Raw genomic sequence first — 22381 nt, forward strand, 5'->3', positions numbered from 1 at the left:
TGATTGGTCCAGACCAAATTGGTTGCGCACCTTCCAGCACTCCCGAACACCCCCATTCCTTCAGGGAGATCGCGTGCGCGACACACTCAGACGTTCCAGACGTCGCCTCCTCGCCCTGCTCGGCACCGCAGCCCTGGCCATGGCCGGGGCCATCGCGCTGCCCGGTACCGCGCAGGCGGCCAACGTCCTGACCAACCCCGGCTTCGAGTCGGGTTCCCTGTCCCCCTGGTCCTGCACCGGAAACCTCGGCTCGGTGGTCTCCTCGCCGGTGCACGGCGGCTCCAAGGCCCTTGCGGGCGCGGTGAGTTCGAGCGACACCGCACAGTGCTCCCAGACGGTCGCCGTGCAACCGAACACGGCGTACTCGCTCAGCGGCTGGGTGCGCGGCAGTTACGTCTACCTCGGTGTCAACGGCGGTTCCTCGACGTGGACTTCGTCCCCGTCGTCGTACGCCCAGTTGACGACGTCGTTCACCACCGGCGCCTCGCAGACCAGCGCCACCATCTACGTCCACGGCTGGTACGCGCAGGGCACCTACTACGCGGACGACATCAGCCTCGACGGTCCCGGCGGTGGCGGCGGTGGCGACACCCAGGCCCCGACCGCGCCGACCGGACTGACCTCCACGGGCAAGACGTCCTCCAGCGTGTCCCTGTCGTGGGGCGCCTCGACCGACAACGTGGGCGTCACGGCGTACGACATCTACAGCGGCGGCAACCAGGTCCTCAGCGTCTCCGGTACGAGCGCCACGGTCAGCGGGCTCTCGTCCAGCACCGCCTACACGTTCACCGTGAAGGCGCGGGACGCGGCCGGGAACTCCTCCGCGGCCTCCAACTCCGTGAGCGTCACGACGGACGCGGGCACCGGCGGCGGCACCGGCTTCAAGCAGGCCGCGCCCTATCTGTACGAGGGCTGGGGCGATCCGCCGAGCCCGAGCACGGTGATGAGCGCGACCGGCATCAAGTGGTTCACGATGGCGTTCGTGCTGGACTCCGGCGGCTGCAACCCCGCGTGGGACGGCAGCCGGGCCCTGACGGGTGGAGTCGACCAGACCGCGATCAACCAGATCCGCGCGGCCGGCGGTGACATCGTGCCGTCGTTCGGCGGCTGGCAGGGCAGCAAGCTCGGCGCCAACTGCTCCTCCGCGAGCGCGCTCGCCGGGGCGCTCCAGAAGGTGATCAGCGCCTACGGTCTCAAGGCCATCGACATGGACATCGAGAACACGGACGAGTTCGAGAACGAGGCCGTCCAGGCGAAGATCCTGACCGCGCTGAAGACCGTCAAGGCCAACAACCCGGGCCTGAGGACGATCGTCACCTTCGGCACCTCGACCACCGGCCCGACGTACTACGGCAACCGGCTGATCGAGCAGGCGCAGTCTCTCAACGCCGGCATCGACGTCTTCACCATCATGCCGTTCGACTTCGGCGGCGGCGCCGACATGTACGGCAACACGGTCGCCGCGGCCGAGGGCCTGAAGACCAAGCTGAAGTCCACCTTCGGGTGGGACGACGCGACGGCCTACTCGCACATCGGGATCTCCGGCATGAACGGTCTCTCCGACCAGTCGGAGACAACCACCCCGGCGATCTGGACCTCGATCAAGGACTGGTCGAACTCGCACCACATCGCACGGCTCGCGTTCTGGTCGGTCAACCGTGACCGCGGGTGCGCCGGCGGCGGAGTGGTGAGCAACTGCTCCGGCATCAGCCAGAACACCTGGCAGTTCACATCCATCACGGCCGGTTTCACCGGCTGAGCGTCAGCGTGGGGGTACCTCGTCGGGGTACCCCCACGCCCGCGCCAACTCCGCGAGCCTGGACGGCAGTTCGACCGCCGGATCGGCGGTGCGGGCGGGCTGGACCCGGCCGGACCTGAGGGTGCTGCTCCAGTCGCCGAGCTGCGGCCGGTAGACGCCGTGGTCCTTGCTGCCGTAGTCGAGCATGCCGCTCTCCCAGGGGACACCGAGGTACTCGCACAGGCCGCGGGTCGCCTTCTCCGGTTCGGCGGTGAGGTCCTCGTACGTCATCACATGGGCGTCGAGGTTCTGCCGTGCCTCCTCCAACTTCTCGGCGTAGCCCAGGACTTCGGCGCGGATCGCCTCGTGGTCGGGGTCGTCCCGGCGGGCGGTGAGCGAGGCGACGACAGCGCCGGGGTGCCGCAGCAGCAGGATGTAGCGGGCGTGCGGCCAACATCGGTGCAGGCGCGGCCAGATGAGGGTGTTGGGCGGCGTCTTGTCGACGATGACGTCCTTGCCGCTGCGCTCCAGTTCGAGGTGGAGCACCCGGTCCCACAGGACGTGCTCCAACTCCTCCTTGTCGAGCGCGAGTTCCCGCATGGCGTCGTCGCTGAACTCGCGGGAGAGATGGACGTGCAGGGTACGCAGATGCATCTCGTGCGGGGCGCGGATCCGGCTGTGGCTGTTCATCAGCACCCGCAGCAGCGTGGAGCCGGAGCGCACGGAGGACAGCACGAACACCGGCGAGTCCACCAGGCGCGGGGCGCGCGGCGCGGTGTAGCCGTCGGCGGCCTGCCGGGGCGCGGGCAGCGCGTCGAGGTGACGGCGCGGCGGGCTGACCGCCTGCGCCATCAGCCTCCCCCGCCGCCGCAGCCCCTTGCCGATCGCGGACATCCGCGGGTCTCGCATGCTGACACCTTTCTCTCGCCGTTCCCCTCGGATCTCAGAGGGGGCAGGCGAACTCCAGGTGTCCCGGAGTCGAACGGAGCGGGCCGGAATCTGCGGAAAAGAGCCGCCGACCTGCCCGCTTACCGTTTTCTTAATTCTTGATGGGAACTCGTCCGCACCCCGAGAGGCGTGAGGGTCTCAGAAGCGGCCCGAGCCGCGGTACAGCTCCAGTTCCCCGTCGAGTTCCACGGCCAGCACGGTGGCGTGCGGGTCGAGGTCGGCGCCGGCGGGCGGGTCGATCCACAGCACGCCGACGGCCTCGTGCAGTCCGCCGATCACGCGGTGGGCGAGTTCGGTGCCGGTGCCGAGCACGGTGACCCGGCGGACCGGGGTGACCAGCCCTCGGACGCCGATCTCGGCGCGTGGGACGTCGAACAGGGTGAGGTAGAGGGTGCGGCCGTCGGCGGAGAGGGTGCTCGGCCCGTAGTGGTGCCCGGCCGGCAGACCGCGGACCGTGCCGTACACGGCCTCGGAGTGCTTGCGGATCCACTCCCCCAGACCTTCGAGGCGCTCGACCTGCGGCTGCGGGATCGTGCCGTCCTCCGTCGGGCCGACGTCGAGGAGGAGGTTGCCGCCCCCGCCGATCGTCTCCGTGAAGTAACGGATCAGCTGGCTCAGCGACTTGTGGTTGTCGTCGTGGTGCTGGTAGCCCCACGAGTCGTTGATGGTGAGGCACAACTCCCAGGGCCCGTCCGGGGGTTCGATGGGGGCGCCCTGTTCGGGTGTCGCGTAGTCGCCCTCGCTGAGCATGCGGGCGTTGAAGACGACATGGGGTGAGTACGAGCGGATCAGCGCGGCGAGTTCCTTGATGCGCCACTGCTCCTCGCTGCGGTCCCACTCGCCGTCGAACCACATGAGGTCGGGCCGGTAGCGGGAGGCCAACTCCCGTATCTGGCCGTCCCGGTAGGCGATGAACCGCTCCCAGGCCGCGAGGTCCTCGTCCTCGGCCGAGCACTCGGAGTACCGGTTGTCCTCCTGCTCCGGCGGGCGTCCCGGCTTGCGGGTGGTGGCGTAGTCGGGGTGGTTCCAGTCGGAGTGCGAGTAGTAGAGGCCGACCTTGAGGTCCTGCTCGCGGAGGGCGTCCGCGTAGCCGGTGAGGTAGTCCTTGCCGAGGTTGAGGTCACCGTACTCCGTGTCCCACAGGGCCACTCCGTCGTGGTGGCGGCTGGTGAGGACGGCGTACCTGGCACCCGCGCGGGCGAACAGACCGGCCCAGGCCCGCGGGTCGTACTTCGCGCCGGTGAACCGGTCGAGCTGGGACATGTACTCGTCGTGCGGCACGATGTCGTCGTAGAACGACCAGGACTCCTGGACGCCGTCGACGGCGTAGATCCCCCAGTGGACGAAGATCCCCAACTTGGCGTCGGTGAACCACGGTTGCATGGGCACGGCTGAACTCCGTTACGTACAAGGTCAGTTGAGGGATGGGCCAGGGGGCGGGCCCGGTGTGCGACGGCCGGGCCCACCCCCTGGGGTTCTACTGGCCCGCGTCCGACCGCTTCAGACGGAGCGTCAGGATCTGGAAGGGCCGCAGGGCGACGGCGACCGAGCCCTCGTCGAAGGAGACCTCCTCCTCCAGCGGGCGCTCCAGCAGGTCGGTGATCCGGGCGCCCGCAAGGGGGAAGCCCGTGCGCAGGGCGCCCTCGGCGCGACCGCCGTTCGACTCGTAGAGCCGGACCACGACGTCGCCGGACTCGTCGTCGGCGAGCTTGACCGCCTCGACGGTGATGCCGTCGCCGTCGACGGAGACGACCGGCTCCGGGGCGCCGCTCGAATCGGCCACCCGCAGCGGGAGGTTGAGGGCGTAGCCCTCGGCGACCGCGTCCTCGATGCTCGCGCCCGGCAGCAGCGAGTAGACGAAGCGGTGCCTGCCCTGGTCGGCGCCCGGGTCCGGGATGCGCGGGGCGCGCACCAGGCTCAGGCGGACCGTGGTCGTCGTACCGCCGTCCTCCCGGACGGTGCGGGAGACGTCGTGGCCGTACGTCGAGTCGTTGATGACGGCGACGCCGTAGCCGGGCTCGGCGAGGTGCACCCAGCGGTGACCGGAGACCTCGAAACGGGCCGCCTCCCAGCTGGTGTTCGTGTGCGTGGGCCGCTGGATGTGGCCGAACTGGATCTCCGCGGAGGAGTGCGCGGCCCGGATGTCGACCGGGAAGCCGGCCTTGAGGAACTTCTCGGCCTCGTGCCAGTCGATGTCGGTCTCGAAGTCGATCCGGGCGCTGCCGGCGCGGACGGTGATCGTCTGCACGATCTTCGAGCCCTTGCCGAAGGACCGTTCCACGCGGATCGCGCCGAGCAGCGGGTCCTGCTCGACGACCGTGATGGAGTCGGCGGTCAGGAGGTCGGTGAAGCGGTTCTTGTAGTGCTTGTCGACGTCCCAGGCGTCCCAGTAGTTCGGGAGGTCCGTGTGCAGACGCAGCAGGTTGCCCTGGTCCGCGAGGACTTCGCGGTTGCCGTGGCGCAGGTCGCGCACGGAGGCGAGGGTGCCGTCGTCGGCGAGTTCGACGCGGACGATGCCGTTGTCGAGGACGCGGTCGGTGACGGTGACCGCCTGCGGGACGTACTCGGCGGCCAGCGGGGCGCTGCCGTTCGCGGGGACCGACGCGTACATCGGCACACCGGTCGCGGTGCGGATGACCTCGGCGCGGTCGTAGGGGCTGGTGTTGAAGACGGTGGTGCCGCCACCCCCGAGCGCGGCCACGGCCGCCGCCGTCAGCTCCTCCAACTCCGTTGCCACACGCGCGTATTCGGCCTCGGCCTCGCGGTGCACCCAGGCGATCGAGGAACCCGGCAGGATGTCGTGGAACTGGTGCAGCAGCACCGTCTTCCACAGCCGGTCGAGCTTCTCGTACGGGTAGGCGTAGCCCGGTACGTGCAGCGCGGCCGTCGTCGCCCACAACTCGGCCTCGCGCAGCCGGTGTTCGCTGCGCCGGTTGCCCTGCTTGGTGCGGGCCTGGGAGGTGTAGGTGGCTCGGTGGAGTTCGAGGTAGAGCTCGCCGACCCAGACCGGGGCGTCGGGGTACTCGGCGCGGGCCTTGGCGAAGAACTCGTCCGGGTGCTCGACGACGACCTTGGGTGAACCCTCCAGGTCGGCCAGCCTGCGCGCCCGTTCCATGATCTCGCGGGTGGGGCCGCCACCGCCGTCGCCCCAGCCGAAGGGGGCCAGCGAGCGGGTGGCGCTGCCCTTCTCCTGGTAGTTGCGGACCGCGCGGGACATCTCCTCGCCGCTGAAGCGGGCGTTGTAGGTGTCGACCGGCGGGAAGTGGGTGAAGATGCGGGTGCCGTCGATGCCCTCCCACCAGAAGGTGTGGTGGGGGAACTTGTTGGTCTGGTTCCAGGAGATCTTCTGGGTGAGGAACCACTCGTTGCCGGCGAGCTTGGCGAGCTGCGGGTAGGCCGCGTTGTAGCCGAAGGAGTCCGGCAGCCAGACGCCCTTGGTCTCGACGCCGAAGTGCTCGATGAAGAACCGCTTGCCGTGGATCAGCTGGCGGGCGATGGCCTCGCCGCCGGGCAGGTTGCCGTCGGACTCGACCCACATGCCGCCGACCGGCGCCCACTGGCCGCGCTTGACGGACTCCTGGATACGGGCCCACACCTGCGGGTAGTTGTCGCGCACCCACTCGTACTGCTGGGCCTGCGAGCAGGCGAAGATGAAGTCCTCGTACTCGTCGGCGAGCGAGGTCACGTTCGAGAAGGTGCGGGACGTCTTGCGCTTGGTCTCGCGGATCGGCCACAGCCACGCGGAGTCGATGTGCGCGTGCCCGACACCGGAGACGATGTGCGCGCTGGCGTTGGCCGGCTTGGACAGTACCGGCTTGAGCGCGGCCCGGACGTCGGCGGCCGTACCGGAGACGTCGTCGAGGTCGAGGAGGTCCATGGCCCGGTCCAGGGCGTGCATGATCTCGTGCCGGCGGGGGTCGTGCTCGCCGAGTTCCAGCATCAGTTCGCGCAGCACCTGGACGTCGAGGTCGAGGTGGAAGACCTCCTCGTCGAGGACGGCGAGGTCGGCGCGGCGGAATGTGTACAGGGGACGGTCGCCCGCCGTCAGGACGTCGCCGAGCGGGGTCGGCTCCGAGAAGTTGTTGGCGAGGATGTCGGGGTTGGAGGCCGCCTCGACCAGGTAGTCGATCACCTCGCCGCCCTCCGCCGGGTTGGCGATGGCCACGTACTGGTTGAGCGGGTTGACCGCCTTCAGCGGTGTCCCGTCCACGAGGTGGACCAGCGCCTCGGCCTGGTTGCCCGGCCAGTCGCCCACGAAGCCGAGGTCGATGACGGCCTCGACGCGCTTCCCGGCCCACTCCGCGGGCACCTGTCCGCGCATCCGGAACCAGGTGGTGCCCCAGGGCGGACCCCACGGGGTGTCCATCGCGAACGGCGTGTACGGCGCCGCCGCGGCCTCCTCGAAGGAGACCGGCTCACCGGGGGCCTGCCAGGCCTCGACCGTGAAGGGCGCGGTGGCCGCGTAGACCGCGGGCTTGATCCGCTGGTCGTGGGCGCGCTGGACGCGCTCCTCGATCCGGCTGCGTTCGTCGTGCATGGGAGGTCTCCAGGGAACCAGGGAGCTGAGCTGCTGAGAGCTTGGGGAGCTGGTGAGAACTCGCTGCCGAGATCTCGGGGGAAAGCGCTTACCGAACGGTGCCTACTTAAGGTACGCCAGACCCGGGTGGACCTCGGTGTAGCCCTCCACCAGGCGGCGTGCGACGTTCACGGAGTCGACCAGCGGGTGCAGCGCGAACGCCTTCACCGCCGTCGTGCGGGAGCCGTTCTCGGCGGCCGCGAGGACCTCGCGCTCGACGCCCTTGACCGCGCAGACCAGGCCGGTGGCGTGGTCGGGCAGCGGGTCGACGGCGACGGGGTGGGCGCCGTTGGCGTCGACCAGGCACGGCACCTCGATGACGGCGTCCGCGTCGAGGACGGACAGCGCGCCCTGGTTGCGGACGTTGAGGATCAGGGTGGTGCGCTCGTCGCGGGCGATGGCCCGCATCAGGGCGAGGGCGACCTTCTCGTACCCGCCGGAGAGGTCGTCGGCGTCGCGCTCGCCCGCGCCGGCGGTCTCCCGGTTCTCCGACATGTAGGTCGCCTCGCGCTCGGCGCGGGTGCGGTCCCAGGCGGTCAGCGCGGACGCGTCGGGACGCTTCATCTCGTCGTAGAACTGCGCCTGCTGGTCGCGCAGGAACGCGCCGCGGGTCCGCTCGACCTCGCGGTAGGCGCGGACGGTCTCGCGGTTGAAGTAGTAGTAGTGCAGGTACTCGTTCGGGATGGCGCCCAGCGACTGGAGCCAGTCGGTGCCGAAGAGCTTGCCCTCCTCGAAGGAGCCGAGCAGGTCGGGGTCGGCGAGCAGGCGCGGGAGTTCGTCGCGTCCGGCGACGCGCAGACCGCGTACCCAGCCGAGGTGGTTGAGGCCGACGTAGTCGATGAAGGCCTCGCGCGGATTGGCGCCGAGCACCTTGGCGATCCGGCGGCCGAGGCCGACCGGGGAGTCGCAGATGCCGATGACGCGGTCGCCGAGGTGGCGGGACATGGCCTCGGTGACCAGGCCGGCCGGGTTGGTGAAGTTGATGACCCAGGCGTCGGGGGCGAGGCGGGCCACGCGCTGCGCGATGTCGACGGCGACGGGGACGGTTCGCAGACCATAGGCGATACCGCCGGCGCCGACCGTCTCCTGGCCGAGGACGCCCTGGGCGAGGGCCACCCGCTCGTCGTCCGCCCGGCCCTCCAGGCCGCCGACGCGGATCGCGGAGAAGACGAAGTCGGCGCCGCGCAGGGCTTCGTCGAGGTCGGTGGTGGCGGTGACCTCGGGGGCGTCGGGCACGGTGGCGGCCTGTTCGGCCAGTACACGGGCGACGGCATACAGTCGACTGTCGTCGAGATCGTGCAGCACCACCTCGGTGACCCGGCCCTCGCCGCGGTCCGTGAGCAGTGCCCCGTACACGAGCGGCACGCGGAACCCGCCGCCGCCCAGAATCGTCAGCTTCACGCTTTCACCTTTCCTGCCACGACGACCTCGACGCCCGCTTCCTCCAGGGAGGAGCGGGTCGCCGGGTCGACCGGGGCGTTCGTCACGACCGCGTCGAGGTCCTCGGGACCGCACACCTTCGCCATGCCCGTACCCGGGAACTTCTGTGCGTCGGCGAGCAGGACGACCTTCTCGCCGGCCTTGATCATGGCCCGTTTGACCGGCACCTCGACGACGGTCGTGTCCATCACCTGTCCGCCGGGCCGCACCCCGCTGGTGCCGAGGAAGAGCCAGTCGGCGTGCAGCTGGCGCAGGTTGTCCTCGGTGAGGAAACCCACCAGGGAGCGGTACTCGCGCCGGACCATGCCGCCGAGCAGCACCAGTTCGATGCCCTCGTCGTCGGCCAGCTCCTCGTAGACGACCAGGTTGCTGGTGATCACGGTGAGCCGGCGGCCGTGCAGCTGCCGGGCGAGCCGGTAGGCGGTGGTGCCGATGTCGAGGAGGACGGACTGGCCGTCGGCCACCATGGCGGCGGCGCGCGCGGCTATCGCGTCCTTCTCGGCCACCCGCACCTCGGCGACCTCGGCGAAGGGCTGGTCGCCCTCGTCGGCCACGGCGCCGCCGTGGACGCGGGTGAGCAGCCCGTCCTCCTCCAGCTTGAGGAGGTCGCGCCGGATGGTGGCCGGACTCACGCTCAGTTGCTCGGAGAGGTCGGTCACAGAGGCGGGGCCACCGGAACGCAGGGCCCGCAGGATGAGTTGGTGTCGTCGTTCTGCCAGCACGCGGTGCACACTACTCGTCATCTTCAATCATTTCCATGCTCAGTTCTGCTTGGGTATTGACCAATCTCCCCGAGCAGCGCACGATTCCGGCATCGAAAATGACGAGTTTTGACGAGAGGCGGCGCCGCGTGGACGACGACAGGCCCGATGTGCTGCTGACCGGACTGCTCTTCTACGACCTCGTCCTCACGGGACTGGGAAAGCCGCCGACACCGGGCGAGGAGATCTGGACGGCCGGCATGGGCTGCGGCCCCGGCGGCATCGCGAACCTCGCGGTGGCCACGGCCCGCTTCGGCCTGCGCACCTCGCTGGCCACGGTCTTCGGGGACGACTTCTACGGCGAGTACTGCCGGGACGTCCTGTGCGACCAGGAGAACATCGACCTCTCGCTCTCCCGCACCGCGGACGGCTGGCCCACCCCCGTCACCGTCTCGCTCGCGACCGGCCACGACCGGGCGCTGGTCACCCACGGCCAGGAACCCCCGTTCTCGCAGGACGCTCTGATGGGCGACCCGCCCGAGGCGCGCACGGCGCTGGTGCACATCGAGGCCGAGCCGCGCGAGTGGATCGCCAAGGCCGCCGCGAACGGCACCCACGTCTACGCGGACGTCGGCTGGGACCCCACCCAGGAGTGGTCCCGCGACCTCCTCGACCAGCTCGCGCTGTGCCACGCCTTCCTCCCGAACGAGACCGAGGCGATGGCCTACACCCGCACCGACAGCGCGGTGGCGGCCCTCGGTACGCTCGCCGAGCTGGTGCCGGTGGCGGTCGTCACCCGGGGCGGGGACGGCGCGATCGCCGTCGACCAGACCACCGGGGAGTACGCGGAGGTCCCGGCCCTCGCCGTGGACGTCCTGGACGCGACCGGCGCCGGGGACGTCTTCGGCGCGAGCTTCGTCACGGCCTCCCTCGGCGGCTGGCCGCTGGCGGAACGGCTGCGGTTCGCGGTCCTGGCGGCCGGACTGTCCGTACGGCACCACGGCGGCGCCCTCGCGGCCCCCGGCTGGTACGGCGTCGACCGCTGGTGGCGCTCCCTGACCGATCCCGAGCTGAAGCAGACCTACGGCTTCCTCGCCGACCGCCTGCCGGCGGACGCGGGCCCCCCGGTGCGCCACGCGCCCGTCACCCCGCCCGCCCGGCAGCACTGACCCGCACCCCGATCCACCTCACGATCCCAGAGCCCCACAGCACCCCCGCCCCACACCCACAGCACCACGCCCCTCAGTACCACGCACAGGAACAACAGGAGTGACCCGTGGACCTTTCACGCAGAGGCTTCCTCCAGGCCGCCGCGCTCACCGCGGCCGCGTCCGGCCTGACCGTCGCATGCGGCGGCTCCGGATCGGGCGGCACCAAGAACGGCAAGAACCTCACCCTGTGGTACTGGGGCGGCGCGCTCAGCGACAAGGTGGTGGCGGACGCGAAGACCCACTTCAGCGGTGCGGTCAAGCTGACGGCCTCCTCCATCGGCGGTGACTTCAAGCAGAAGCTCACCACCACCCTCGCCGCGGGCGGCTCCTCCGTGCCCGACATCACCGGCATCAAGGGCGAGGACATCGCGTCCTTCCTGCCCAACGCCTCCCGCTTCCTCGACCTGAACGACCTGGGCTTCAAGAAGATCTCCTCGCAGTACCTGGGCTGGAAGACGAAGCTCGCCCAGACCTCCGACGGCAAGCAGATCGGCTTCCCGATCGACATCGGCCCCACCGCGCTCTTCTACCGCGAGGACCTGTTCGCCAAGGCCGGCGTGGACACCGACCCCGACAAGGTCGCCGCCCTGGTCAAGACCTGGGACGACTACTTCGCGCTCGGCACCGAGCTGCAGAAGAAGAACCCCGGCACCTTCCTGGTGAACAACCTCGGCTCCATGTTCGACATGACCGTCGGCCAGGGCACCCAGCGGTTCATCGACAAGAACAACCACTTCATCGGCGACCAGGACCACATCCGCGCCGCATGGACCACGTCGGTGCGCCCCTACACCCTGGGCCTCGACGCCAAGATCAACGACAACTCCTGGAACGCCGCCGTCGGCAAGACCCTCCTCACCGAACTCGGCGCGGCGTGGCACGCGCTGGACATCGAGCAGGCGGCCCCGCAGACCAAGGGCAAGTGGCGGGTGTGCGCGATGCCCGTCGGACCGGCCAACCAGGGCGGCTCCTACCTGGCACTGCCCAAGCAGTGCCGGAATCCCGAAGAGGCGTTCAAGATCATCAGCTGGATCCTCAGCCCGGCCAACGACGCCCGCGGGTTCACCGACGCCGCCATCTTCCCCGCCGCCCCGGCCGCGTACACGATGCCGGCCATGACGGGCCCCGACGCCTTCTTCGGCGGACAGAAGATCATCGAGATCTTCGGACCTGCCGCCGAGGCCGTCCCGAACACCTACGAGGCCCCGGCCGACGCCGCCGTCATGGCCCCGTACAAGACGGAGCTGACCAACATCGAGGCCAAGGGCAAGAAGCCCGACGACGCCTGGAACGACGCGGTCAGCCAGGCCAAGCAGATCGCCCGCCGCCAGGGGGTGAACTGAGGTGACTTCCCCTCCGGTCGCCGGTCCCGCCGCGGTGTCCGAACACCGCGGCGGGCCGGGCCCGGCCCGCTTCCGTCCCCGGCGCGCCACGCCCGTCGGCACCGTCCGGCCCAAGCGGCGCGGCCTGCTGACGTACTGGCGGCAGTACCTGGCGATCTCGCCCTTCTACCTGATCTTCGCCGCCTTCTCCTTCTTCCCGGTCTTCTACTCGCTGTACCTGGCCTTCCAGCGCTGGGACGGCCTCGGCGACAAGCAGTTCGTGGGACTTCAGCAGTTCAAGTTCCTGTGGTCGGACCCGGTCTTCTGGCTGTCGATCCGCAACACCCTGGTGATCTGGGTGCTGTCCACGGTGCCCACCCTGCTGGGCGCCCTGGTGCTGGCCACGCTGCTGCACTCGGTGCGCCGCTTCAAGGGCTTCTACCGGATCGCCCTCTACGTGCCGAACGTCACCTCCATCGTCGCCGTGGCGATCTTCTTCGGCGCGGTGTTCAGCAACAACTTCGGCCTGGTCAACGCGATCCTCGGCACGGTCGGCATCTCGCCGGTGCCGTGGCTGAGCAACCCGTGGCTGATCAAGGTGGTCATCGCGCTGCTGATGACGTGGATGTGGACCGGCTACAACATGATCATCTACCTGGCCGGTCTCCAGGCGATCCCGGCCTCCATCTACGAGGCGGCGAAGGTGGACGGCGCCGGCCCGGTCCGCACGTTCTTCCAGATCACCGTCCCGATCCTGCGGCCGATCATCCTGTTCACCGTCATCATCTCGACCATCAACGGCCTCCAGAGCTTCAGCGAACCCCAGGTCCTGTTCGCCAACAACGCCGCCAACGCCAACCTCGGCGGCCCCGGACAGGCCGGTCTGACCACGCTGCTGTACTTCTACCAGTCGGCCTTCCTCAACAACGACTACGGCTACGGCGCCGCCATCGTGTGGGCCTTCTTCCTGCTGATCATCGTCCTCGTCGCCGTCAACTGGCGCATCACCCAACGAGGGAGGAAGCCGTGACCACAGCCGACACCGCGGCCGACCCGGCAGCCGAACCGACCCGGCCGGCCTCGCGCGCGAGGCGGCTGCGCCGCCCCAAGGGCCTCACCGCGCACATCTTCCTCATGGCCGCCGTCCTGCTCTCGGTCTTCCCCTTCGTGTGGACGATCGTCATGGCGACCAACACCACCCAGGACATCTACAAGAGCCCGCCGAAGTTCACCTTCGGCTCCCACCTGCTGGAGAACATCCGGCACGTGCTGAACACCATCGACTTCTTCGGGTCGATGCTCAACACGATCGTCGTCGCGACCGTGACGACCGTCCTGGTGCTGTTCGTCGACTCACTGGCGGCCTTCACCTTCGCCAAGTTCGACTTCCCCGGCCGCAAGGTGCTCTTCGGCACGCTGCTGCTGTTCATGATGCTGCCGCTGCAACTGGCGATCCTGCCGCAGTTCATCCTCATGTCGAACATCGGCTGGGTGGGCATGCTCAAGGCACTGATCCCGCCCGCCCTGGCCAACGCCTTCGGCATCTTCTGGCTGCGCCAGTACATCGAGAACGGCGTACCCGACGAACTCCTCGACGCCGCGCGCATCGACGGCGCCGGGTTCTTCCGCCAGTACTGGAACATCGCGCTGCCGATGATCAGGCCCGCGCTGTCCTTCCTCGCCATCTACGCCTTCGTCGGCGCCTGGAACGACTACGTCTGGCCGCTCATCGTGCTCACCAACCCGGACCACGTGACCCTCCAGGTGGAGCTGGCCCAGCTGAACGTCGGCCACACCACGGACTACAGCATGGTCATGGCCGGGGTGCTGATGGCCTCGCTCCCTCTGGTGCTGGTCTTCGCCGTCTTCGCCCGCGGCTTCATCGCGGGCGCCACCGAGGGCGCCGTGCAGGGCACCTGATCCGCGCGGGCCGCCCCGGCCCGCGCGGTACCCACGGACAGCGGTACGCGCAGGACAGAGGAGGGATCCGGTGACGGACACCGACGCCGACGCCGAGCGGACGCGGGCGGCGGAGAGCCAGGGGTCCGCCGGCCGGGACGGCACCCCGCGCGGCAAGGTGCTCGTGGTGGGCATGGACGGGCTGCGCCACGACCGGCTGGTCCGCTCCGCGGCCCACGCCCCCGTCCTGCACGGCCTGCTGACCGGGGGCGCCCACGGCACCAGCCTGCTGCCGTACGGCGAGGCCGACGGCCAGGCCGAGGGCGGGCCGTGGACGAGCATGGCCTACACCGACTCCGGGCCCGGCTGGTCCAGCGTGCTGACCGGGGTGTGGCCCGACCGGCACGGAGTCACCGGCAACGACTTCGCGGGCGCCGACTACGCCCGCCACCCCGACTTCCTCAGCCGCGCGGCCCTAGCCCGCCCCGGTCTGCGCACCGCGGCCGCGGTGTCCTGGCCGGAGCTGGTCCACCGCGGTGTCCTGGGCCCCGCCATCGGGCGGCGGGTGCACCACGACGGCGAGAGCGACGGCTACGCGAGAGCGGACGGCCTCGTCGCCCGCACCGCCCTGCGCTGGCTCACCGAGGACGACCCCGACCTGCTGTTCGTGTACTTCGGCGCCACCGACGAGGCAGGCCACGCCACGGGTCCCCTCTCCGCCGCCTACGACCACGCCCTTCTCACCCAGGACACCCACCTGGGGCGGCTGCTCGCGGCGCTCGACGCCCGGCCCTCCGCCGAGCGGTGGACCGTGCTGGTCACCACCGACCACGGGCACCTCGACACCGGCGGCCACGGCGGCGACACCCGCGCCGAGCGCGAGGTCTTCGTCGTCCTCGCCGAGCCCGGCACTCCCGCGGGCACCCGGCTGGACTCGCCCCGGCTCGTCGACATCGCGCCCACCGTCCTGGACCGGCTCGGCATCCCCGTCGACCCGGGCTGGGGCCTGGCCGGACGGGTTCTGCCCGGACCTGTCGCACAACCCACGCCACTCCCGTCACGCACGCCGCGGACACCGACCGAAAAGGAAGCGATCCGCCGATGAACGATCCGTCGATCCACGGGCCCCGGCCCGCCGATCCCCTGATCGCCCTCCGCCCCTGGGAGACACCCGAGCTGACCTCCTGGGCACGGCTTCCCATGAACGCCGTCGACCGGCGCACCGGGGCGCTCTCCCTCGACGGCGACTGGCGCTTCCGACTGCTGCCCGCGCCGGACGCCCCACTCGCGGACACATGGTCGTCCGCATACGTGCCGGGCGTATGGACCATGCAGGATACGGACGACCTTCCGCAGTACACGAACGTCCGTATGCCGTATGCAGAATTCCCTCCACTGTCGCCCGCGGACAATCCGACGGGTGTCTACGAGCGGGAGATCGACGTCCCCGCCGAGTGGGCCGGCCGACGCATCGTGCTCCAGGTCGGGGCCGCCGAGAGCGTGCTGCTCGTGCACGTGGACGGGCGGCCCGTCGGCGTCTCCAAGGACTCCCACCTCGCCGCCGACTTCGACCTCTCGGACGTCGTACGTCCCGGCGAACGGGCCACCGTACGGCTGACCGTGGTCAAGTGGTCGGACGCCTCGCACATCGAGGACCAGGACCAGTGGTGGCACGGCGGGATCACGCGGTCGGTGCTGCTGTACGCGACCGACCCGCTGCATCTCGCGGACGTGACCGTGCGGGCGCGCCACGACGGCGAGTTGCAGGTCGACTGCCAGGTGCGGGACGCGGGCGGCGCACTGCCCGCCGGGTGGTGGATCAGCGGCGATCTCGACGGTCGACTCCTCGCCCAGGACGCGGAGTTCGACCGGTTCAACACCGAGGACGACCGTGTCTCCGACTTCCTCGGGGAGGCCCGGATCAGGGCCACCGTCCCCGAAGTGCGCACCTGGAACGCCGAGACGCCCGAGTTGTACGGCCTGACCGTCCGGCTGCACCGGGCCGACGGAACGGTCGCGGACACCTCGCACCGGCGGATCGGGTTCCGTGACGTGGAGATCGTCGGGCGGGATCTGCTCGTCAACGGCGAGCGGGTGTTCATCCGGGGTGTCAACCGGCACGACTTCCATCCGCTGACCGGCCGCACGGTGTCGTACGACGACATGCGGGCGGATCTGGTGCTGCTGAAGCGGTTCGGGTTCAACGCGGTCCGCACCTCGCACTATCCGAACGACCCGGCGCTCTACGACCTCGCCGACGAGCTCGGACTGTATGTGGTCGACGAGGCGGACATCGAGTCGCACGACCACGCGCACGAGATCGCGGACGACCCGCGCTATCTGAACGCGTTCGTGGACCGGGTCTCGCGGATGGTGCTGCGGGACAAGAACCACCCGTCGATCATCGTCTGGTCGCTGGGCAACGAGTCCGACTACGGCGCCAATCACGACGCGGCGGCCGGCTGGGTGCGGCGGCACGATCCGACCCGGCCGATCCAGTACGAGGGCGCGGCCAAGCGCGGCTGGGCGGATCCGGACCTCGCGTCCGACATCGCGTGTCCGATGTACGCGTCGCTGGAGGACTGTGTCGCGCACGCGCTGTCCGGCGAGCAGACGAAGCCGTTGATCCAGTGCGAGTACTCGCACGCGATGGGCAACAGCAACGGCACGCTCGCGGACCACTGGGCTGCCATCGAGTCAACCCCGGGTCTTCAGGGCGGCTTCATCTGGGAGTTCTGGGACCACGGAATCCTTCAGCGTGTGAGCGACGGAAGACCCACCGGCCGCGCGGGCGCCGGACTGTATGACAACGGTGTCGCCGCGCCCGGTCAACGCTGGGCGTACGGCGGTGACTTCGGCGAGACGATCCACGACGGCGCGTTCATCGCGGACGGCGTGGTGTTTCCCGACCGCACGCCCAAGCCGGTGATGTTCGAGCACCGTGAGATCGCGGCGCCGGTGCGCATCGAGTGCTTCCGGCACGAGGGCATCGTCCTCGGCAACCACCAGCACTTCCGGGGCCTCGAATGGCTCGCCGGGACCTGGGAGTTGGCGCTCGCGGACGGTCGTACGCTGACCGCTCCGGCCGAACTGCCCGCGCTGTGCCCGGGCGAGACGGCGGCCGTACCGCTGCCGTTCGCGCTGCCGGAGGACGGCGGCGAGGCCTGGCTGACGCTGCGGGTGACCACGGCCGAGGACCAGGTGTGGGCGCCGCGCGGCACGGAGGTGTGCGCGCCCCAGGTGCTGCTGCGGGCGGCGGAGCCGGCGGCCGGCCATGCGGCGAACGGCGGTCGGATCGAGGTCGACGGCGAGGGTCTGCTGATCCACCCGCTGCTGACCGTTTCGCCGACCCTGTCGCTGTGGCGGGCGCCCACCGACAACGACGAGTTGGGCGGAATGGCGGCGCGCTGGCGGGCCTGGGGGCTCGACTCGCTGGTCCGCAAGGTCGTCTCGGTACGGCGGGACGGCGAGCGGGTGACGACGGTCGCCGAGTACGCCGGGGCCGTCGGTGTCGTCCGGCACTGTCAGGTGTTCACGCCGGTCGCGGGCGGGGTGCGGGTCGAGGAGTCGGCCGAGCTGCCCGAGGAGTTCGACGACGTGGCCCGGGTGGGCACCGTGTTCGAGACGGTGCCGGGTCTCGATCTGCTGGAGTGGTTCGGCCGGGGTCCGTGGGAGTCGTACCCCGACCGCGCCGCGGGCGCGCCCGTGGGCCACCACTCGGTCCCCGTCGACGAGTTGTTCACCCCGTATCTGCGCCCGCAGGAGAGCGGCGGCCGCAACGGGGTGCGGCGGTTCACGCTGTCGGCGCCGGACGCAACCGGTCTCACGGTCGACCTCGACGAGCCCCGCCAGGTCTCGGTGACCCGCCACCGCGCCGAGGACCTGACCGCCGTACGGCATCACGACGAACTGGTGCCGCGCACGTCCTGTGTGGTGCAACTCGACGCGGCCCACCGGGGGTTGGGCACGGCCTCGTGCGGGCCCGACACCACACCGCAGTACCTCGTCGCACCGGGTGTCCATCGCTGGAGCTGGACCCTGCGCGTTCTCTGAACCCACCGGTTCGGAACTTCCCGGCTTCGAACTCCCCAGCTTTCACGAGCACTTACCCACGGAGCACACGTGTGTACTTCGCATGACCACGAGGACGAGCAGTGCGAGAGCGCCCAGGCCGGTGCCGGGCGGCGCAACTTCCTGCGGGCCACCGCGCTGCTCGGTGCCGCCGCCACGGCCGGTGTCGCGCTGCCGGGCGTCGCCGAGGCGGCCACGGACTCGGCTTCCGCCAAGGCCGGTTGGCGGCCCGACACCGACAGCCGGCGCTTCACGCTCGCCGTGATGCCGGACACCCAGTACCTCTTCGACGGGCCGAGCATCGACAAGGCGCCGATCGAGGCCTCGCTGCGCTATCTCCTGGAGCACGGCAAGGACGACAACATCGTCTTCCTCTCGCATCTGGGCGACCTGACGCAGAACGGGGCCGTGCCCGAATTCGCCGCCATCGGGGAGGCGTTCGAGCTGCTGGACCGGCGGGGCGTCGGCTACAGCGTGCTGGCGGGCAACCACGACATCAAGTCGTCCACGGACGACCAGCGCGGGGCGTCGCCCTACCTGGACACGTTCGGCCCGCAGCGGTTCAAGAACAGGTCCACGTTCGGCGGGGCCTCTTCGGACGGCTACAACACGTACCACGTGTTCAGGGCGGCCGGGCGGGAGTGGCTCGTGCTGGCGCTGGACTGGCGGCTCTCGGCCAAGGGCTACGCCTGGGCGAAGGACGTCATCGCGCAGCACCCGAAGACTCCGGTGATCCTCACCACGCACGAACTGGTCGTGGACGACGACACGTTGTCGGACTACGGACAGCAGCTGTGGGACCAGCTCGTAGCGGACCACGACCAGATCTTCCTCACCCTCAACGGCCACTACTGGCCCGCCCGTCGGGCAACCCGCAAGAACACGGCGGGCAATGACGTCCACCTGCATCTGACGAACTATCAGAACCGGTATTTCGGCGGCGCGGCGATGATCCGCCTCTACCACTTCGACCTGGACCGCGACGTCATCGACGTGGAGACGGTGTCGCCGTGGATCCTGGGCCGGGCGGCGAAGGGCCTCAACGAGCTGGAGCGGCAGGAGATCCAACTCAGCGGCGACGCCGACCGGTTCTCCGTCGACATCGACTTCGCGGACCGCTTCGCGGGCTTCGACCCGGTGCCGGTCCGCGCGGCGCGCCCCGCGTCCAGGATGCTGATCCCCGGCACGGCCGCCTACTGGCGCTTCGAGTCCCCGGTCTCCGGCTCCGGCACCGTCCGTGACCTGTCCGGCCGCGGCAACGACCTCACCGTGGTGTCCGTGAACGGCGGCACCCTCGGCTGGTCGGCCGACCACCACCCCGACCAACCGGGCCACGGCAGCCTGGAGTTCACGGGCTACAAGTCCCCGCTGAAGGGCGCGTACCTGCGGACCGTGGACGGTGCGCCGCTCAACTCGGCGACGTTCGAGCGGGGTTACACGATCGAGGCGTTCTTCCGGCTGCCCGCCGACTGGGACCCCGACCACAACGCCTGGTCCGGGCTGGTGAGCCGGACCGGTACGGGCGGCGACGCGGGCAAGACCGCGGACGACCCCGACGAGCCCCTCGCCACGCTCTCCCTGTCCAACGACCGCGAGCCGCAGTGGGCGGTCCGCCCGCTCAACCAGGAGGGCATCGCCAGCAACTGGGGCCAGGAGACCCCGCTGGAGACCTGGTCGCACCTCGCCGTCGTCAACGACGGCAGGCACACCACGCTGTACGTCGACGGCTGCCCGGTCGTGCGCAATCCGAAGGCGGCCGCCGTGGGCCTCACCTCGGTCGGCCTGCCCTGGCTGCTCGGCGGCTACACCTACGCCGACAAGATCGACCAGATCCTGCACGGCCTCCTCGGCGACGTCCGGATCGTCTCCCGGGCGCTGCCCGTGACCTCCTTCATGACCCACTGACAGCCCTCCAGAGGACTCCCGAAGATCATGACCGAGCAGCAGCTGCCCACCTGGGCCGACCCGTCCGTCTCCCCCGCCGCCCTCGACGCACAGGGCGTCTCGCGCCGCCAACTCCTGCGCCGCGCGGGCCTGTTCGGCGCCGCGTTCACCCTCGGCGCGGGCCCGCTCGCCACCCCCGCGGTGGCGGCCGGGCGGGGCTGGGGCGGCAACGACCCGCGCCTCGCCTACCTCGTCGGCGACCACCACGTGCACTCCGTGTACAGCCACGACGCCAAGTACACGTTCTCCCAGCAGGCGAAGGCCGCGGCGCAGTACGGCCTCGACTGGATGGTGTTCAACGAGCACTCCAACTTCGGACACGCCAACTACGGCGCGAAGTTGGAGCACGCCGAGATTCTGAAGGCGCGCGCAGAGAACCCGCGCCAGCTGATCTTCCAGGGCCTGGAGTGGTACATCCCGGCCGCCGAGCACTGCACGATCTTCGCCGCGCCCGGCCGCCACGAGGTGGATCTGCTCACGCAGTTCGAACTCGCCTACGACGGCAAGCTGTTGGGCTACACCGAGGGTTCGGCCGGTGCGACGGACACCGCCCGCAACGAGGCCCACGCCGTGAAGGCCATCAAGTGGCTGGCGGAGCAGCGCCGTTCGGGCTACGTCGACGACGTCCTCGTCCTCGCCAACCACCCGCTGCGCCTCGGCATCGACTCCCCGCACGAGATGCGGGCCTGGCGCGACGCGGCCCCCGAGATCATGATCGGCATGGAGGGCGCACCGGGCGCCCAGGGCGCGGCCCTGCCCGGCTGGCGCGGTGCGACGTCGATCCGCGGCGAGTACGAGAACAAGCCGTCGGCGCAGTCCTGGGCGGGCTATCCGGCGGACGCGTATGTGACGTACGGCGGTTTCGACTGGGCGACGGCGACCGTCGGCGGGCTGTGGGACTCGATGCTGGCCGAGGGCCGGCTGTTCTCGATCACCACGAACTCCGACAACCACCGTACGGTCTACGACACTTGGGCCAACGGTGCCTGGCCCGCGGGGCAGAACTTCGACAACACCGGGAAGCTGCCCGACCCGGTGGACACCGGCACCCCGCAGCCCGGCAGCGACTTCTGGCCCGGCGAGTTCAGCCGCACCCATGTGGGCGTGACGCGGTACGGCTACGGCGCGGTGATGGCGGGGATGCGCGCGGGCCGGGTCTGGGTCGACCACGGGCATCTGCTGGACGGGCTCGACGTCCGGCTGAAGCGGGACTGCGACGGCGGCCGGGGGGTCACGCTGGGCGGCCGGCTGCGGGTCCGCAAGGGCGACAGGCTCACGCTGAGTGTCACCGTGACGACCGCCTCGCGCCCCAACGCCCAGGGAATTCTGCCGGAGTTGGCGCACGTGGACGTGATCCGGGGCGCGGTGCGCGGTGCGGTGGCCGACCAGGACGCGTGGCGGGCGCCGGACACGAAGGTCGTCCGTACGGCCGACGTGAGCGGCCGCAAGGGGACGTACACCCTGCACATCCCGGTGACCGCCGGGGACGAGTCCTTCTACCTGCGGCTGCGCGGCAGTGACGGAAAGCGGAACGGCGCGGGCTACCTCGGCGCCTCGATCGACCCGCACGGACCGATCCCCCACGAGCCCGGAAACGGTGACCCGTGGGCCGACACATGGTTCTATTCGAACCCCATCTTCGTCGACCTGGCAGGTAACTGATGAAGCGTCAACTCACTGTCCTCGCCGCCTTATTGGGTGCTTTCACGTTCGGCGTGAGCATCTCCTCGGCCGCCGCCGCGACCACCTGGGCGGAGACCGGAACGGCGTACACCGACAGTCTCGGCGGCGGTGAGGGCGTCGCGTCGCGCGCGGACGGCTCGCTGCTGTACCGCGGGCTCGCGTCCATCCCGCTGGATCTGCGCGTCCAGGGCTGGAACCACATCGGTGACCCGGACATCGCGAACGGCTACGTCTTCGACGCCTACCAGGCCGCCGACACGGGCACGTCCAAGATGTTCGCGGTCACCACGCCGTCCGGGACCCGGTACACGTACGTCCACCCGCTGGACTCGGGCGAGAAGATCAACAACTCGTTCGACGCGATCTCGCCGGACACGCAGTGGATGGTGTCGGGCGAGTGGGGCGACCAGACCAGACTCCAGGTCTTCCCCACTCCCCTGCTCAACCCGTCCACTCCGGCGACGGGCGGCACGCTGCCGCAGGCCGGGCAGATCACCCTGGACAAGACGGTGAACGACATCCAGGGCTGCGACTTCGTGACGGACACCCGGCTGGTGTGCGTCTCGGACGACGCGTCGGGGACCAAGTTCCCCGAGATCCGCCCGCTCCTCCAGGTCGACCTGCCGCACAAGCTGGACGGGCAGCCGATCACCGGCACGGTGACGAGCCTGTTCGCGCTGCCCCAACGCAGCATCTGCACGGGCACGTTCGAGGCCGAGGGCGTCGACTACGACGTGAACAGCGGGACGTTGCGCGCCGAGGTGGTCCAGCCGGGCGTGTGCGTGGTGTCGACCAGCGTGTACTCGTACAAGCAGCAGTAGACAAGCCGCAGTTGTAGCTGAAGGTCG

The 22381-nt window shown here is 70.1% G+C and carries 15 protein-coding genes; 10 read left to right on the plus strand and 5 right to left on the minus strand.

From position 1 onward, the window contains the following. Window positions 1–73 precede the first annotated feature (73 nt). The gene (locus ACQHII_RS07825) at window positions 74–1759 is read left to right on the plus strand and encodes a carbohydrate binding domain-containing protein (protein ID WP_427918565.1); all 1686 of its coding nucleotides are present in this window, start codon (window positions 74–76) and stop codon (window positions 1757–1759) included. A 3-nt stretch (window positions 1760–1762) separates the two neighbouring features. Here the strand turns inward: ACQHII_RS07825 and ACQHII_RS07830 are convergent, their stop codons facing one another. The 5 genes from ACQHII_RS07830 to ACQHII_RS07850 form a co-directional block, all read right to left on the minus strand. Further along, window positions 1763–2647 carry a sulfotransferase family protein gene (locus tag ACQHII_RS07830; protein ID WP_427918566.1) on the minus strand — a complete coding sequence of 295 codons (885 nt, stop codon included), beginning with the start codon at window positions 2645–2647 and terminating at the stop codon, window positions 1763–1765. A 177-nt stretch (window positions 2648–2824) separates the two neighbouring features. Beyond that, window positions 2825–4075, minus strand: a complete 1251-nt coding sequence (locus ACQHII_RS07835; protein WP_427918567.1) for an alpha-L-fucosidase — start codon at window positions 4073–4075, stop codon at window positions 2825–2827. A gap of 88 nt (window positions 4076–4163) precedes the next feature. Beyond that, window positions 4164–7223 (minus strand): alpha-mannosidase, encoded by a 3060-nt coding sequence (locus ACQHII_RS07840; protein ID WP_427918568.1) that lies wholly within the window; start codon window positions 7221–7223, stop codon window positions 4164–4166. Between the two features lie 102 nt (window positions 7224–7325). Beyond that, window positions 7326–8663 (minus strand): 6-phospho-beta-glucosidase, encoded by a 1338-nt coding sequence (locus tag ACQHII_RS07845; protein WP_427918569.1) that lies wholly within the window; start codon window positions 8661–8663, stop codon window positions 7326–7328. After that, window positions 8660–9424 carry a DeoR/GlpR family DNA-binding transcription regulator gene (locus ACQHII_RS07850; RefSeq protein ID WP_427918570.1) on the minus strand — a complete coding sequence of 255 codons (765 nt, stop codon included), beginning with the start codon at window positions 9422–9424 and terminating at the stop codon, window positions 8660–8662. The genes ACQHII_RS07845 and ACQHII_RS07850 overlap by 4 nt, the downstream gene beginning before the upstream one ends. Before the next feature lie 128 nt (window positions 9425–9552). Between ACQHII_RS07850 and ACQHII_RS07855 the strand changes: the two genes are divergently transcribed. The 9 genes from ACQHII_RS07855 to ACQHII_RS07895 all read left to right on the plus strand — a co-directional run bounded on the left by ACQHII_RS07855 (window position 9553) and on the right by ACQHII_RS07895 (window position 22354). Continuing rightward, window positions 9553–10572 carry a carbohydrate kinase family protein gene (locus tag ACQHII_RS07855; protein WP_427918571.1) on the plus strand — a complete coding sequence of 340 codons (1020 nt, stop codon included), beginning with the start codon at window positions 9553–9555 and terminating at the stop codon, window positions 10570–10572. Window positions 10573–10679: 107 nt separating this feature from the next. Continuing rightward, a complete protein-coding gene (locus ACQHII_RS07860) occupies window positions 10680–11957 on the plus strand; it encodes an ABC transporter substrate-binding protein (RefSeq protein WP_427918572.1) in 1278 nt (425 codons plus the stop codon). Between the two features lie 124 nt (window positions 11958–12081). Then, window positions 12082–12966, plus strand: coding sequence for a carbohydrate ABC transporter permease (locus ACQHII_RS07865; RefSeq protein WP_427925250.1), 885 nt, complete (start codon window positions 12082–12084; stop codon window positions 12964–12966). Between the two features lie 104 nt (window positions 12967–13070). Continuing rightward, entirely contained in the window at window positions 13071–13856 is a 786-nt protein-coding gene (locus ACQHII_RS07870) for a carbohydrate ABC transporter permease (RefSeq protein WP_234469063.1), read from the plus strand. Window positions 13857–14013: 157 nt separating this feature from the next. Next, window positions 14014–14940: an alkaline phosphatase family protein gene (locus ACQHII_RS07875; protein WP_427925251.1), complete on the plus strand. Its 927-nt coding sequence runs from the start codon at window positions 14014–14016 to the stop codon at window positions 14938–14940. Further along, on the plus strand, window positions 14937–17888 hold the full coding sequence (locus ACQHII_RS07880; protein WP_427918573.1) for a glycoside hydrolase family 2 TIM barrel-domain containing protein: 2952 nt from the start codon (window positions 14937–14939) through the stop codon (window positions 17886–17888). Before ACQHII_RS07875 ends, ACQHII_RS07880 begins: the two co-directional genes overlap by 4 nt. A 69-nt stretch (window positions 17889–17957) precedes the next feature. Continuing rightward, window positions 17958–19811 (plus strand): LamG-like jellyroll fold domain-containing protein, encoded by a 1854-nt coding sequence (locus ACQHII_RS07885; RefSeq protein ID WP_427918574.1) that lies wholly within the window; start codon window positions 17958–17960, stop codon window positions 19809–19811. A gap of 27 nt (window positions 19812–19838) precedes the next feature. Then, on the plus strand, window positions 19839–21512 hold the full coding sequence (locus ACQHII_RS07890) for a PHP domain-containing protein (RefSeq protein WP_427918575.1): 1674 nt from the start codon (window positions 19839–19841) through the stop codon (window positions 21510–21512). Next, the gene (locus ACQHII_RS07895; protein ID WP_427918576.1) at window positions 21512–22354 is read left to right on the plus strand and encodes a hypothetical protein; all 843 of its coding nucleotides are present in this window, start codon (window positions 21512–21514) and stop codon (window positions 22352–22354) included. The genes ACQHII_RS07890 and ACQHII_RS07895 overlap by 1 nt, the downstream gene beginning before the upstream one ends. Window positions 22355–22381 lie beyond the last annotated feature (27 nt).

It is taken from the genome of Streptomyces sp. cg40 (assembly GCF_050320165.1).
Classification (GTDB): Bacteria; Actinomycetota; Actinomycetes; order Streptomycetales; family Streptomycetaceae; genus Streptomyces; species Streptomyces hokutonensis.